The organism is Cnuibacter physcomitrellae (assembly GCF_014640535.1).
Classification (GTDB): domain Bacteria; phylum Actinomycetota; class Actinomycetes; order Actinomycetales; family Microbacteriaceae; genus Cnuibacter; species Cnuibacter physcomitrellae.
Genome location: NZ_BMHD01000001.1, coordinates 2,795,993 through 2,809,672, shown reverse-complemented (window position 1 = coordinate 2,809,672; position 13,680 = coordinate 2,795,993). Strand labels below are relative to the sequence as shown.

Annotated in this window: 12 protein-coding genes; 4 read left to right on the top strand and 8 right to left on the bottom strand. The window is 71.7% G+C overall.

Translation table 11 applies throughout. The annotated features are described in order from the left end of the window. Positions 1–85: 85 nt before the first annotated feature. Entirely contained in the window at positions 86–1,057 is a 972-nt protein-coding gene (locus IEX69_RS13220) for an AraC family transcriptional regulator (protein ID WP_174604361.1), read from the bottom strand. Between the two features lie 141 nt (positions 1,058–1,198). After that, positions 1,199–2,098, bottom strand: coding sequence for a polyphosphate kinase 2 (ppk2, locus tag IEX69_RS13215; protein WP_085017795.1), 900 nt, complete (start codon positions 2,096–2,098; stop codon positions 1,199–1,201). Positions 2,099–2,297: 199 nt separating this feature from the next. Here ppk2 and IEX69_RS13210 point away from each other — a divergent pair, with 199 nt between their 5' ends. Beyond that, positions 2,298–3,950, top strand: coding sequence for a thiamine pyrophosphate-binding protein (locus IEX69_RS13210; protein ID WP_085017794.1), 1,653 nt, complete (start codon positions 2,298–2,300; stop codon positions 3,948–3,950). A 47-nt stretch (positions 3,951–3,997) separates the two neighbouring features. Continuing rightward, positions 3,998–4,330: a hypothetical protein gene (locus IEX69_RS13205; protein ID WP_085017793.1), complete on the top strand. Its 333-nt coding sequence runs from the start codon at positions 3,998–4,000 to the stop codon at positions 4,328–4,330. Positions 4,331–4,373: 43 nt separating this feature from the next. Here the strand turns inward: IEX69_RS13205 and IEX69_RS13200 are convergent, their stop codons facing one another. Further along, positions 4,374–5,291 carry a cytochrome c oxidase assembly protein gene (locus tag IEX69_RS13200; RefSeq protein ID WP_229756353.1) on the bottom strand — a complete coding sequence of 306 codons (918 nt, stop codon included), beginning with the start codon at positions 5,289–5,291 and terminating at the stop codon, positions 4,374–4,376. 165 nt (positions 5,292–5,456) lie between these two features. Here IEX69_RS13200 and IEX69_RS13195 point away from each other — a divergent pair, with 165 nt between their 5' ends. Both IEX69_RS13195 and IEX69_RS13190 read left to right on the top strand, forming a co-directional pair. Continuing rightward, positions 5,457–7,544: an ArnT family glycosyltransferase gene (locus IEX69_RS13195; protein ID WP_229756352.1), complete on the top strand. Its 2,088-nt coding sequence runs from the start codon at positions 5,457–5,459 to the stop codon at positions 7,542–7,544. A 105-nt stretch (positions 7,545–7,649) separates the two neighbouring features. After that, a complete protein-coding gene (locus IEX69_RS13190) occupies positions 7,650–9,023 on the top strand; it encodes an MFS transporter (protein WP_085017791.1) in 1,374 nt (457 codons plus the stop codon). A gap of 108 nt (positions 9,024–9,131) precedes the next feature. Here IEX69_RS13190 and IEX69_RS13185 read toward each other — a convergent pair whose 3' ends face one another. From IEX69_RS13185 to IEX69_RS13165, 5 genes are all read right to left on the bottom strand, one after another. Continuing rightward, positions 9,132–9,437, bottom strand: a complete 306-nt coding sequence (locus IEX69_RS13185) for a hypothetical protein (protein WP_085017790.1) — start codon at positions 9,435–9,437, stop codon at positions 9,132–9,134. A 120-nt stretch (positions 9,438–9,557) separates the two neighbouring features. Further along, the gene (locus IEX69_RS13180; protein WP_085017789.1) at positions 9,558–10,538 is read right to left on the bottom strand and encodes a cyclase family protein; all 981 of its coding nucleotides are present in this window, start codon (positions 10,536–10,538) and stop codon (positions 9,558–9,560) included. A 13-nt stretch (positions 10,539–10,551) separates the two neighbouring features. Continuing rightward, positions 10,552–11,310, bottom strand: a complete 759-nt coding sequence (locus IEX69_RS13175; RefSeq protein WP_085017788.1) for an IclR family transcriptional regulator — start codon at positions 11,308–11,310, stop codon at positions 10,552–10,554. A gap of 64 nt (positions 11,311–11,374) precedes the next feature. Beyond that, positions 11,375–12,454 carry an extracellular solute-binding protein gene (locus IEX69_RS13170; protein WP_085017787.1) on the bottom strand — a complete coding sequence of 360 codons (1,080 nt, stop codon included), beginning with the start codon at positions 12,452–12,454 and terminating at the stop codon, positions 11,375–11,377. A gap of 69 nt (positions 12,455–12,523) precedes the next feature. After that, on the bottom strand, positions 12,524–13,672 hold the full coding sequence (locus IEX69_RS13165; protein WP_217348651.1) for an ABC transporter ATP-binding protein: 1,149 nt from the start codon (positions 13,670–13,672) through the stop codon (positions 12,524–12,526). Positions 13,673–13,680: the final 8 nt, after the last annotated feature.

Below are 13,680 nucleotides of genomic sequence, written 5' to 3'. Positions count from 1 at the left end.
CGTCGTTCCGGCGACCTCGATGTCGCCGACGGGGTCAGAGTAGGAACGCGGGAAGCGACGCCAGAAGGCGGTTTCGCAATTCGGATCAGTTCGCGGAGCGGCACCCGCGACGGAGCGTGTCCGACGGGTGCTCGCCGAACCGGGACGCGTACTCGGCGGCGAAGCGACCGGTGTGCCCGAAGCCCGCTCGGCGGGCGATGTCACCCACGGAGTCGTCGGCACCGGCTCGGCGCAGCTCTCGACGAGCCAGGTCGAGCCGCACCTGGCGGAGGTACCGCATCGGCGTGGTGCGCACGTGCTGCTGGAAGGCCAGCTGCAGCGCCCGGCCCGACACTCCGGCGTGCGCGGCGAGCAGCGGCAGGGTCAGGGGCTCCGCGGCCGCGGCGTGCATCAGCTCCACGGCCAGCGAGTACGCCGATCGACCCGCCGCCGAGCCTGCCTCCAGCGCCGTGTCGGCGCCCGTCGTCCTGCCGCGGCGGCCGGGCAGGGCGGCGAGGGTGAGCGCCGTGAGGCAGTCGTCGACGAGGATCGAACGGAGCACCGGCCCGTCGGCGATCCCCGCCCGCGCCGCGGAGCGCAGACGCCGGAGCGACTCGCGCCAGGCTCGACCCTCCGGCGAAGTGGTGTCGAGGGACATCGTGAGCGGGAGGGCCTCACCACCCCGCGGCTCGCCCGTGTAGCTCTCGACGAAGCGCTCGAGCGGATCCCTGAGGATCTTCACCGCGAGCATCGTGGCGGGGCGTTCCCAGCCCGCGATCGCGGTGGGCCGGTCGGGGCGGTAGACCGCCGCCCAGCGCTCCGTGATCTCCCGCCGCTCCGAGCCGGAGGACGTGCGCAGCGTCCCCTCCAGGGCGTGGTTGACCTGGTACGCCGTGCGGTACTCGGCCGTGCGGATGGCGACGCCGGCACCGTAGGTGAGCTCCCCCACCGTGATCGGCCCGACGGTGTCGCTGGTGAGCGAGAACGTGAACCCGCTGCCCACCCTCGGCTCGAGCCGGTGCGCATGGAACACGCGGCCGGCGACCTCGCACGCCCGGTCGGGCGTCCTCGCCGTCATCGTGACATGCGCCATGGCAGCTCCCGAGCTGAGCAGTGGGTCGTGACCTGCCACTGTACGTGACGGCGCATCGCCGACGGCCTCGCCCGGCGATCCGCGCGCATCCTGCACAGCGGCGTGCGCGGAGGAGCAAGCGCGAAGCTACTCGCCGAAGTCCTCGGCCTTGCCGCGCATGACGATGAGCGGATCGGGCTTGCCCACGACCGAGGCGTCCTTCTCGTCGTAGTCGAACCGGCTCAGCCAGTACTTCATCGCGTTGATTCGGGCGCGCTTCTTGTCGTTGGAGCGGATGATCGTCCACGGCGCGTAGCGCTTGTCGGTGCGGCGGAACATCTCGTCCTTCGCGGCGGTGTAGTCGTCCCACCGGCCGAGCGACTCGAGGTCCATCGGCGACAGCTTCCACCGGCGCACCGGGTCGAGCTGGCGCAGCGCGAACCGGGTGCGCTGCTCCTTCTGCGACACCGAGAACCAGAACTTGGTGAGGTGGATGCCCGAGTCGACGAGCATCCGCTCGAACACCGGGGCCTGGTTCATGAACGTCTCGTACTCGTCGTCGGTGGCGAAGCCCATCACGCGCTCGACGCCCGCGCGGTTGTACCAGGAGCGGTCGAACAGCACGATCTCACCCGAGGTGGGGAAGTGCTGCACGTAGCGCTGGAAGTACCACTCCCCGCGCTCCCGCTCCGTCGGCTTGCTCAGCGCGACGACCCGCGAGGTGCGGGGGTTGAGGTGCTCGGTGAAGCGCTTGATCGTGCCGCCCTTGCCCGCGGCGTCGCGGCCCTCGAAGAGGATGATCGCCTTGCGACCGGTGTCCTCCATCCAGTATTGGCACTTCAGCAGCTCGATCTGCAGCAGGTACTTCTCGTACTCGTAGGCGTCGCGCTCCATGCGCGTCTCGTACGGGTACCCCTCCTGCCAGGTGTAGACCGGGTTGCCCTGGGGGTCGATCAGGTCCGGATCGGCGGTGTGGCCGTCCGCGACGCTGTACCCCTCGCTGCGGAGACGCTCGATGTACTCCCGGAGTGACTGCTGCTGTGACACGTCCTCATCATGCCCCGCCCAGGTGAACGTCGCGTGTCCGACGTCCGGGCGGTCGTATACTCGACGGCGTCAGGCGGATGTGCGGGCTGGGAAGCCGCGGCCGTCGGTGCTCGAAAAATGGGCACGCAGCCACTCCGGCGCAGGAGCGGGCGAGACACACACGGCCCTCGCACTCCGTACCGTCTCGAAAGGCTCCGCCATGCCGTCCGTGTCCGCGCACGTCGCCTCCACCCTCGCCTCCTACGTCGACCACGTGTTCGGCGTGATGGGGAACGGGAACGCCTACTTCCTCGACGCCCTCGAACGCGACACCGACGTCGTCTACACCGCGGTGCGGCACGAGGCCGCCGGAGTCGTGGCGGCGGATGCGCACTACCGCGCCTCCGGACGACTCGCCGCCGCCACCGCGACCTACGGCGCCGGCTTCACGAACACGCTGACCGCCCTGGCCGAGGCCGTGCAGGCCCGGGTCCCCCTCCTCCTCGTCGTCGGAGACGAGCCCACGTCGGGACCGAGACCGTGGGGGGTCGACCAGATCGCGCTGGCGTCCGCCGTGGGCGCCCGCACCTACACCGTCGGCCGCACCGACGCCGCCGAGACGGTGGGCATCGCGGTCGAGCACGCGCTCGCGTACCGCCTGCCCGTCGTGCTCGCGATCCCCTACGACATCGTCCACGCCGACGCCGGCCCGGTGCCGCCGGCGCCCGAACCGCGCCACCCCGAGCCCGTCGGCGTGACGCATCCGGTGGCCGAGGCGCGACTCGACGCCCTCGCCGCCGACCTCGCGCGGGCGGAGCGTCCCGTCCTCCTCGCCGGCCGCGGGGCATGGCTCGCCGGAGCGGGCGCAGCCCTGGGCGAGCTCGCCGAGGCGACCGGAGCCCTCACCGCCACCACGGCGCTCGGCCGGGGCGTGTTCCCCGACACCCGCTACGACCTCGGCGTCGCCGGAGGATTCGGGGCGGCGGGTGCGATGGAGCTGGTCCGCACCGCGGACGTGGCGGTGGTCGTCGGCGCCGGCCTGAACCAGTTCACGATGCGGTTCGGCGACCTGTTCGGGCCCGGCACGGTCGTGCACCAGATCGACATCGCGCAGACCGCGACGCATCCGTTCGTGTCGGGCTTCGTCCGGGCGGATGCGCGACTCGCGACCGAGGCGCTCGTGTCGCGCGTGCGCGCCCTCGGCGCCGCCCCGTCGGGATGGCGCGAGAGCGTCGACATCGCCGCCGCTCGGCGCTACGACGAGGGCGACGAGCTGGCGCCCGACGGCCGGCTCGACCCGAGGTCCGCCGCCCGCGCCATTGCACGCCTGCTCCCCGAGGACCGCGTCGTCGTGAGCGATGGCGGCCACTTCCTCGGCTGGGCGAACATGTACTGGCCGGTCGCCTCCCCCGACCGGATGCTCATGGTGGGCACCGCCTACCAGTCGATCGGGCTCGGGTTCGGCAGCGTCCCGGGCGCCGCGGCGGCGCATCCCGAGTCGACGATCGTGCTCACGACCGGCGACGGCGGCGGACTCATGGCCCTCGCCGACCTCGAGTCGGCCGTGCGGAGCGCGGGCGGGCGCGGCATCGCCGTGGTCTGGAACGACGCGGCCTACGGTGCGGAGGTCAACCTCTACGGACTCAAGGGGCTCGCCGAGGGGCCCATGCGCATCCCCGAGGTCGACTTCGCGGGGCTCGCCGCCTCCGTCGGCGCCGAGGGCGTCGTCGTCCGGCGGCTGGAGGACCTCGCTCGGCTCGAGTCGTGGGCGGCGGAGCCGGCCGACTCCCGCCCGTTCCTCGTGCTCGACCTGCGCATCTCCGGCTCGGTCATCGCCCCGTACCAGCTCGAGATCGTCCGCGTGAACTCCTGACGCCGTCCGTGCGCCCGGTGAGTCGCGCCGCGGGGCAGGATGGGCGCATGCCCTCCTCCGCCGCGACGCCCGGGGACCGCCCCTTCGTCGTGACGCTCGTCGTCGATCTGCCCGTCGGGAAGCTCGACGCGCTCGACGTGATCGCGTTCGTCGCCGATGGCGAGGTGGTGGGCGCCGGGACGGCGGCTCCGCGGGTCCCTCTCGGCTCGCGCTCGTGGGCGGAGGTCGAGATCCCCCGCTTCGGCGACCCGCCGCCGCTCGCCGTCGACGTCTTCTCGACCGTGTCGCTCGAGGATGCGCGGCACGAGTCGCTCCGGCTCCGCGCGGCCCTCGAGGCCGTCGGCTGGACGGTGCGCGACCCGCGCTCCGGGGAGGCCTGAGCGGGGACCGCCAGCGTCTCGGTCCGCGGTGCGCGGTCGACCCTCAGCCGTCGCGGCGCCTCAGGTGCTGGCGGGTCAGCTCCTCCAGGGCCTCGTCGTCGAGGTCGTCGACCCGCCGGGCCTCGCGGCGGTCGAGACGGGCCCAGCGCACGAAGAGCAGGATGAGGATGGGGATGTCGGCCACCTCGGCGATCAGCCAGAGCAGGTCGCCCGACATCTGCTGGTCGCGCAGGGCGGACGGGAACCAGGCCGGCGAGCCGACGAGCGCGGGGACGCCGTCGAGGATCCCGTCGTTCAGGCGGAGGACGATCCCGGGGATGGCATCGAGCACCAGCTCGGCGAAGGCCAGGATGAACTCGGCCGCGAGCGCGAGGCTCGTCACGACCGCCATGCCCGCGAGGGGCAGTACCACGGCCGACCCGATGAGCGGGATCAGCAGCCCGACGGCGGAGTCGGCCCACGGGGTGGTCCGCACCCACCCCGACACCGGGGTGAGGAAGGTGCAGAACAGCGCGACGGCGATCACCGTGCCCACCGCCGCGTTCCCCAGGATGCGCGTGACGCGTGAGCGCTCGACCGCGGCGAACCCGCGGGCCGCGCGACCGCGCAGGGTGAGCCGGGCGAGCTCGAGCGGCTTGCCCGTGGCCAGCAGGACGGGCACCACGAACAGCAGCAGCGCGATGCGGGTGCTGAACGCGAACCGCAGCTCCGGCCCGTAGGCGGCGAGGAAGCCGAACTCGATGACGGCGTACGAGCCCAGTCCCAGGACGAGGAACCCGAGGGTGCGGCGGACGGGCCAGCGCCCGCCCGATCGACGGAGGCGCCACACGCCAGCCAGGTAGAGGGCGGCGGCGAGGACGAGGACGGCGGCGGCGAGCGGGTCGAAGCGCCAGGCCGTCAGCACGGTCAGGAGGTCGGGCGTGGCGTGCTCCTCGTCATCGCGTGGATAGGCCGGCGGCACCGGTCCCGGTCGATTCTCGAACGGGGAAGCCGAGAGGGAGCCGGGAAGCCGACGACACGAGCCCGGCCGCTCGGTCGACGCCTCCAGGCGGGCTGGCGGCATCCGTTCAGCGTCTGATCAGCGCATCCATAGCGGATGCGACGACACCGGGTCCACGGTGACCGAGTGCGCGAACCCTCACCCCTGGTCCGGTGGTGGAAGCAGCCCGTCCGGTTCCGGGTGGGCCTTGCCCTGATCCTCCTCGGCGCCGCGGTCCTCACCACGTGGAACCTCGCCCGGGGCGGCGACTTCTCGTTCTACGAGGCGTCGGCGCGATCGATGTCGGAGTCGTGGCGGGCGCTGCTGTTCGGCGCCTTCGACCCCGCCGCCACCGTCACCCTCGACAAGCTGTCCGGCTTCGCCGTTCCGCAGGCGGCCTCGATCGCCCTGTTCGGCATGACGACCTCGGCCGTGGCCCTCCCCCAAGTGCTCGAGGGCCTCGTGACGGTGTGGGCCTGCTCGGTGATCGGACTCCGCTGGGGCGGCCCCGGAGCCGGCCTCGTCGCCGGCGCGGCCGCCGCGTCGACGCCCATCCTCGTGTCGATGTTCGCGCATCCGATGGAGGACGGGCTGCTGACGATGAGCCTCGCCGTCGCTCTGCTGTTCTGGCAGCGGGCCGTGATCAGCGGGCGACTCTGGCCACTGCTGGTCGCCGGGCTGTTCGTCGGGGTCGGGTTCCAGGCGAAGATGGCGCAGGCGTGGTTCATCCTCCCCGCTCTCGCCGTGGGCACGCTGTTCTGGGCGGCAGGTCCGCTGCGGCGCCGGATGCGCGACACCGTCGTCCTGCTCGCGACCTCCGTCGCCGCCTCGGTGGCGTGGATCACCGCGATGCAGCTGGTGCCCGCGTCGTCCCGCCCGTTCATCGACGGCTCGACCGACGACGACGTGTTCGCCATGGTCTTCGGATACAACGGGGTCGACCGGCTGATCCCCGGCGCGTTCCCGGGTGCGGTGGGCTCGGCCCCGGGGTCGGCCGGCGGTCCCCACCGCGACGGGACCTCGCTGGTCTCGATGGTCACGCACGTGATCGCGGCGTCCGGGGGATCGTCCGACGCGGATCCGGCCAACGCCGGCCGGTCGCTGCTCAAGCTGCTCGATCCGATGTACGTGACGCAGATCGGCTGGCTCTACCCGGCGGCGCTCCTCGCGATCGCGCTGTCGCTCGTGCTCTGGTGGCGGGGGCGACGGGATCGAGGCGGCCGCACCGGCGCGGGGGCCGATCGCTCCCGTGGCGCTCTCGTGATCGTGCTCACGATCTGGCTGGCCACCGCCGCCGCGGTGCTCACGGTCGCGGCGGTCCCGCACACGGCCTACGTGGCCGCGATCGCCGTGCAGCTCGCGCTCCTCGCCGCGGTCGGCTGGACGCAGATCACACGGCTGCTCTCCTCACCCCGGCGAGGGGTCAGGATCGGCGGGGTCGCGCTGATGCTCGTCACCCCCGCCTGGGCCGGGGTGCTCGCGGTGGTGGGCGGGATGCCCGTGGTGCTGGGGGTGATCCTGGCCGCGGTCGTACTCGGCGCCCTGGCGGGAGTGCTCCTCCTGCTGCACGGCGGGCGCCGCCGGACGGCGGTGCGGGAGGAACACCCGACCGGGGTGCAGGAGGAACACCCGACCGGGGTGCGGGAGCGCGGTCGCGTGGGTGGAACCCTCGCGGCCCTGGTCGCGGTCCTGATGCTCGCCGGCCCGGCCCTCTACTCCGTCCAGGTCATCGACTCGGCCCGGGAGGGCAGCGGCGGTGACGCGTACGTGGGCATCAAGCCGGGCAGCACACCGGAGGCCCACGGGTTCGCGCCGTCCGTCCCTGCACCGTGGGGTGGGACGCCGTCGCTCAATCCAGCCGAGCAGGCGGTGGTGGCCGCAGCATCCTCGGCCGGGGGCGGGCAGGACGGCCGCCCCCTCCTGCTCAGCGACTCGTGGTCGCTGTCCGCCGACATCATCAGCGCCACCGGTGACAGCGTCCTCACCGACGGCGGATACTCCGGCAAGGTCACCGTGTTCAGCGCGGCGGACATCGACGCGCTGATCGCCTCCGGACAGGTGCGCGTGCTGGCGGTCAAGGGGACCGCCCCGGACTCTGACCCGGTGAGGCAGGCGTCGGCGGACGCACACTGCCGGCCCCTCGGCTCGTTCACCACCGGACAGAGCCGCTCGGACAAGCCCATGAGCGGCGACGAGGACCCCGCGGACCAGACGATCCTCTGGGGGTGCAGCTGAGCGGGACCGACCCGCGCGATCGGGGATGCATTGCGACCGAGGATCGTATATGATCGCTCGAGACGCGCAGGTGCGTCGACCGGAGACGTCACAAAGGAGTGCTCGATGTCCGCCGCTTCACCCTCCCTCACCCCCACCGGGACGATCGCCCTCACGGTCGATCGACGCCGCGTCGCGATCGCCACCGTCGTCGGAACCACGGTGGAGTGGTACGACTACTTCATCTACGCCTCCGCCGCCGGACTCGTGTTCGGCAAGCTCTTCTTCGAGCCGGCCGGTCCGGCGATCGCCACCCTGCTGTCCTTCCTGACGGTGGGCATCAGCTTCCTGTTCCGCCCACTGGGCGCGTTCCTCGCCGGGCACTTCGGCGACAGGATCGGGCGCCGTCCGATGCTGGTGATCACCCTCATCCTCATGGGCGTCTCGACCACGCTGATCGGCCTGCTGCCGACCTACGGGGTGATCGGGATCGTCGCACCGATCCTGCTCATCCTGCTCCGCATCCTGCAGGGGGTCTCGGCAGGCGGCGAGTGGGGCGGGGCCGTGCTGATGGCCGTCGAGCACGCCCCCCGCGAGCGCCGCGGCCTGTTCGGAGCGATGCCGCAGATCGGCGTGCCGATCGGCCTGCTGCTCGCGAGCGCGATGCTCGCCATCATGAACCTGATCTTCCCCGGCGACGCCTTCCTCGAGTGGGGCTGGCGGATCCCGTTCCTGTTCTCCGTGGTGCTCGTCGGCGTCGGCTACTGGGTGCGTCGGAGCGTCGAGGAGAGCCCGGTGTTCGAGGAGATCGCGGCCCGCAAGGAGCAGACCCGCGCCCCCATCGGGAAGCTGTTCCGCTACTTCGCACCCCTCGTGATCCTCGCCGCGCTCGTCTTCGCCGGCAACAACGCCGTGGGCTACATGACCACGGGCGGATACATCCAGAACTACGCGACCAACCCGAACGGTCCGCTGGGCCTCGACCGCGGAGCCGTGCTCTGGGCGGTGACCGTGTCGAGCGTGTTCTGGCTGATCTTCACGTTCCTCGCCGGCTGGATCTCGGACCGGATCGGCCGCCGCACCACCTACATCATCGGATGGGTGCTGCAGGGCGTCTTCGTCGTCACCCTCTTCCCGCTGGTGAACACGGGCAACATCCTGCTCCTGGGTCTCGGGCTCGTGCTGCTCACGACCGGCCTCGGCCTCACCTACGGCGCTCAGGCGTCCTGGTACTCGGAGCTGTTCCCCGCCTCGGTGCGCTTCTCGGGAGTCTCGATCTCGTATGCGATCGGCTCGATCCTCGGTGGCGCCTTCGCCCCCACGATCGCGACCGCGCTGCAGCAGGCCACCGGCACCACCGTGTCCGTCACCCTGTACCTGCTCGGTATGACGGTCATCGGCCTCGTCGCCACCCTCCTCCTCCGCGACCGCCGCGGCATCAACCTCCGCCCCGGCGCCGAGGAGGAGCAGCGCCGCGGCATCTACGCCTGGTCGAAGTAACCCGCCCCGCGCCTGCGCGCGGGCGGGCGGTGCGGATCTGACACTCGTGGTGGGCTTCTCGTGCAGGAGCCCACCACGACTGTCATTTCCGCGCCCCGCGGGACCGGGTCAGGCGCCGGAGGTGGTGCGCCAGGGGCGGCGGAAGGCGAAGCGGCCATCGAGGAAGACGTCGATGTAGGCGGCGCCGCCGTCGACGTACTGCTGGAAGATGAGCCGCACCGAGACCATGTGGCGCTCGTGGACGCCCACCTCGATGTCGAAGACGTTGGGCATGACGATGCCGTAGTTTCCCCGTGTCTGGAGCACCACGACCCCGTCGACGGTGAGGGTGACCTTGCGGCGGAGCCCCACGACCGCGACGCCGACCTCGTGACGTTCGGTCGTGCCGACGGGGAACGAGAAGGAGACCGACACCCTCTCATTCGACCACGACAACCCCACCACCACGCGGACCGGTACGCGGATCTGACAGGCGTGGTGGGCTCGGCGTCCACGAGGGCACCACGAGTGTCAGATCCACCGCCGAAGGGAGCGCTACTTGAAGGCGATCGCGTTGGGGGGCGAGCCGACGGCGCCGACGAGGTTGAGCGGCTTGCACGTGACGAAGAACTCGTAGACGCCGTCGGCGGCGCAGTCGGCGGCGAGCTCGTCGAGGCGCCAGAGCTCGCCGAGGGCCATCCCGAGCAGCGCGATCAGCGGGCGGTGCAGCATCCCACCATGGTCGACGCCCGACGCGGGCGGCGTCTCGCCGGGCACGCGGAAGTCGGATTCGAGCACCGGGTCGGCCTCGACCGCGAGGTTGTCGGCGGCGACCAGGGCGATCTCGTGGTCCCACAGCCACCGCAGGATCGACTCGCGCTGCGCGAGCCCCGGCGCCTGCCGCCATGGGGTGGATGCGCGCTGCGAGGGCGTCTTCGCGAGGTACTGCTCCGCCCATCCGGTGCGCAGCAGCAGGATCTCGCCGCCCTCCCAGGTCACACCCTCCGACTCGGCGATCTCGTCGAGCATCGTCGCCTCGATGGGCAGCGTCTGGTCGGCCGCGTACGGGAGCCCGCGGAGCGAGAACCACCGGGGAACGTCGAGGAGCACGCCGCGGCCGGCGATGCCCGCCTCCGCCCACTCGTGCACGCCGAGCGCGGAGGAGTCCGCCGTGTTCTCCTCCGGGCGCAGGCCGTTGTAGAACCCGTGCTGCGGATGCCCGATGTGCCGCAGCGAGTCGATCTGCGACGACGACTGCAGGTAGAGGGAGTCGACCCAGTCGTCGCGGTGCCAGGTGTTCGTCGAGAAGAGGTGGTGCTCGAGCGGTCGACGCGTCCCGGTCGGATAGGGCTCGAATGCCGTCAGCGTGTGGTCGAGCCCGAACCGGCGTCCGGTGCGGATGAGGCGCGCCGCCTCGGCGACGCGGGCCGGGGTGAGGAAGTTGATGGTGCCGAGGTGATCGTCGGGGCCGAAGACCTGCCAGCTGGATCCGGGCGGATCGGCCTGGAGGAGTTCGTCGTAGCGGGGGACGATCACGTCGGCTTCCTTCTCATCGGTGGGCCAGCGCCTCCGTGAGGGCGGCGGTGGCGGCGAGGAGCTCGGTGACGGCGGTGGATCCCGCCGACAGGTCGACGCTCGAGTCGGTGCCCAACAGGCCCACCGTGGCGGCGATGCCCTCCGGCGCGAAGACGGGAGCGGCCGCGGCGATGACCCCGCCGGGGAGTTCGGTGATGCTGTAGCCCGTCCGGCGGGCCGTGTAGACGGCGGCCTCGAGCTCGGCGCGCTCGGTGGGAGACGCGCCGAGGCTCAGGGCCTCGAGCCCGCGCTGGTCGGGCTGGTGGGCGAGGAACACCCGGGCCTGCGCCGCCGTGCGGTCGAGCTCGGTGCCCGGCCGTACGGTGACGACGGCCGGTCGGGTGCGGTCCTCCTCGACCAGGGTGACCACGGGGCCCCGGCTGCTCCAGAGGCTCAGCACCGCGGTCATCCTCGTGGCCTCGCTCAGCCTCGCCAGGTACGGCGGCGCCAGGTCGACCACCGGGCGGCGCCGGAGCGCCTGGATCCCGAGCCGCAGCATGAGCTCCCCGAGCACGAAGGTCCCCTTGGCTGCGCCGCGGTCGAGGATGCCCGCCGTCACCATGGAGATGCAGTAGCGGTAGGCGGTGGTGCGGTTCAGGCCCAGCCGCTCCGACACGTCGGCGGCGGTGAGCTCGGCCGTGTCGGGCCCGAACAGGGCGCAGATCTGACCCGCTCGGGTCACCGCCTGGATGTCAGAGCCGGGCGCCTCGCCCGTCGTTCCGGTGTTCACCATGCCTGAAGCGTATTTCAGGGTGAGAACATCGGTCCGGAGACGAGGCGCCCGCTGCGTCACGGGATCAGCCGTTCAGCCAGGTGGTGAGCTTGTTCGACACGTCGTTGAAGTTCTCCGCGTACCAGTCGACGTCCTGCAGCACGGTGCCCCCGGTGTTCACCGGGCCGTACACCTCGACCTGCTTCGTGAACTCGTCGAGCTGCGGCTTCGCGGTCTTGTTCACCGGGGCCACGCCGAGCAGCTCGGAGATCTTCGCGACCTGCGCCGGCTCGACCACGCTCGAGATGAACTGCTCGGCCGCCGCCTTGTTCGGCGAGCCCTTCGGCACCGCGAACGCGTTGAGCGAGGCGACGGTCTCGTCCCAGACGATCGTGATGTCCATGCCCTCCTTGAGCAGGGGCACGAGACGGGAGTCGGGCAGCAGGAACATGTCGACCTGGTTGCCCTGCACCGCCTGCTGAAGCGCTCCGACGTTCGGTGCGAACGTCGTGACGTCGCGGATGCTGTCGAGCTTCTCGAGCGAGCGGTCGACGTCGAGCGGGTACAGGTCGTCGGGCTTCACCCCGTCCGCGAGCAGCGGGTACTCGAGGATCCCGTTCTGCAGGTTGGTGACGATGCCGCGCTGCCCGGGGAACTTCTCCTTGTCGAAGAAGTCCTGCACCGTCTTCGGCCCCTGACCGGCGGGGAAGGCGTCGGTGCGGTACGCGATCGGCGTGGCGTTGATCCAGTTGCCGAGGTAGCACTCGCCGACCGTGCCCTCCACCAGGTCGGACTGGTCGATGCCCGAGAGGTCGAGCGGCTCGAAGAGCGTGTCGCAGTTCTGCTGCGCGGCGTAGGGCGCGGTCGCCATGACGTCCCACTGGACGGCGCCGCTCTCGACCTGCGCCTTGACCTGCGCCACGTCGGGCGGCGAGGTGTTGACGAAGGTGACGTTCGGGTGCGCCTCCGTGTACGGGGTCTGCCACGCGTCGATCTGGGCCTGCTGCCCGTCGCCGCCGTAGCCGACGAACGTGATCGTGGTGGCGGCGTCGGTGGAGCCCCCTCCCCCGCCTCCGCCCGTGTCGCCGCCGGAGCAGCCCGCGAGCAGGCCCGCGACGGCGACGAGGCCGACCGCGAGGGTTACCTTCTTGGATCTGGACACCATTGTCGTTCCTTACCTGTCTTGTTGCCCGAGGACGGGCGCTGTGTGGTGGGTGGGTTGTCGGATGCCGGCTCAGGCCGCGACGACGCGCTGGCGCTCGGGGCGCCACCATGCGACGACCTGGTCGCCGAGGGCGAGGGTGGAGTCGAGCGCCTCGAGCCGTGCCCGGCCCGGCCGGGCGGAGCGCCCGAGGTCGAGCAGGGCGGTCCGATACGCGCCCATGTACTCGACATCGCGCACCCGCGCCGCCACGCTGTTGGCGCCGGCCGGCACCGCGTCGGCGCTGCGCGCGACCTGGACGTCCTCGGGCCGCACCACGATCGCGCTGTGCGAGGCGGCGCCGGGATGCGCGGTGACGGTGGACGGGTCGATCGCCCAGACCTCGTCCTCCCAGCGGGCCTGGACGCCGACGGCGCCCTCGCCGAGGTCGAAGACGTTCGAGTCGCCGAGGAAACGCGCGGTGAAGAGCGTGTCGGGCGCCCGGTAGAGATCCTCCGGCGATCCGATCTGCTCGATGTGCCCGCTGTTGAAGAGGGCGATGCGGTCGGAGAGGTTCATCGCCTCCTCCTGGTCGTGCGTGACGAACACGAAGGTCGACCCCACCTCGCGGTGGATGCGGCGGATCTCGGTCTGCAGCGCTCCGCGGAGGTTGCGGTCGAGCGCGCCGAGCGGCTCGTCGAGCAGGAGCGCGTTCGGGTTGAACACGATCGCGCGGGCGAGCGCCACACGCTGCTGCTGGCCGCCGGAGAGCTGGCTCGGGTAGTTCGAGTCGCGCCCCTCGAGCTGGACGAGCGCGAGCACGTCGGCCACGCGGCGCGTGATCTCCGCCTTGGGCACCCGGCGCTCCCTGAGCGGGTAGGCGACGTTCTGCGCCACCGTCATGTGCGGGAAGAGGGCGTAGTTCTGGAACAGCATCCCGAGGTTGCGCTTGTGAGGCGGGAGCGATCCGACGTCGGTGCCGTTGAGCGCGATGGTGCCCGAGGTCAGGGTCTCGAACCCGGCGATGAGGTTGAGGGTCGTGGTCTTGCCGGATCCGCTGGGACCCAGCAGGGTCATGAACTCGCCGGGTTCGATGGTGAGCGAGACGCGGTCGACGGCGGGGCTGGCCAGACCGTAGTCCTTGGTGACGTCGGTGAGCCGGATCTGCGTGCCCTGACGGGTCGGCTGGGGTGCGGCCGGGGCCTTGGCGGGCGCTGTCGTGGCGGGGCGGGAGATGGTCACGGTGCTCT

What these genes read in the sequence shown, in the direction of transcription:
- IEX69_RS13220 (WP_174604361.1), bottom strand. Translation starts at nt 1,057, where the DNA reads ATGACGGCGAGGACGCCCGACCGGGCGTGCGAGGTCGCCGGCCGCGTG.
- IEX69_RS13210 (WP_085017794.1), top strand. Translation starts at nt 2,298, where the DNA reads ATGCCGTCCGTGTCCGCGCACGTCGCCTCCACCCTCGCCTCCTACGTC.
- IEX69_RS13205 (WP_085017793.1), top strand. Translation starts at nt 3,998, where the DNA reads ATGCCCTCCTCCGCCGCGACGCCCGGGGACCGCCCCTTCGTCGTGACG.
- IEX69_RS13190 (WP_085017791.1), top strand. Translation starts at nt 7,650, where the DNA reads ATGTCCGCCGCTTCACCCTCCCTCACCCCCACCGGGACGATCGCCCTC.
- IEX69_RS13175 (WP_085017788.1), bottom strand. Translation starts at nt 11,310, where the DNA reads ATGGTGAACACCGGAACGACGGGCGAGGCGCCCGGCTCTGACATCCAG.
- IEX69_RS13170 (WP_085017787.1), bottom strand. Translation starts at nt 12,454, where the DNA reads ATGGTGTCCAGATCCAAGAAGGTAACCCTCGCGGTCGGCCTCGTCGCC.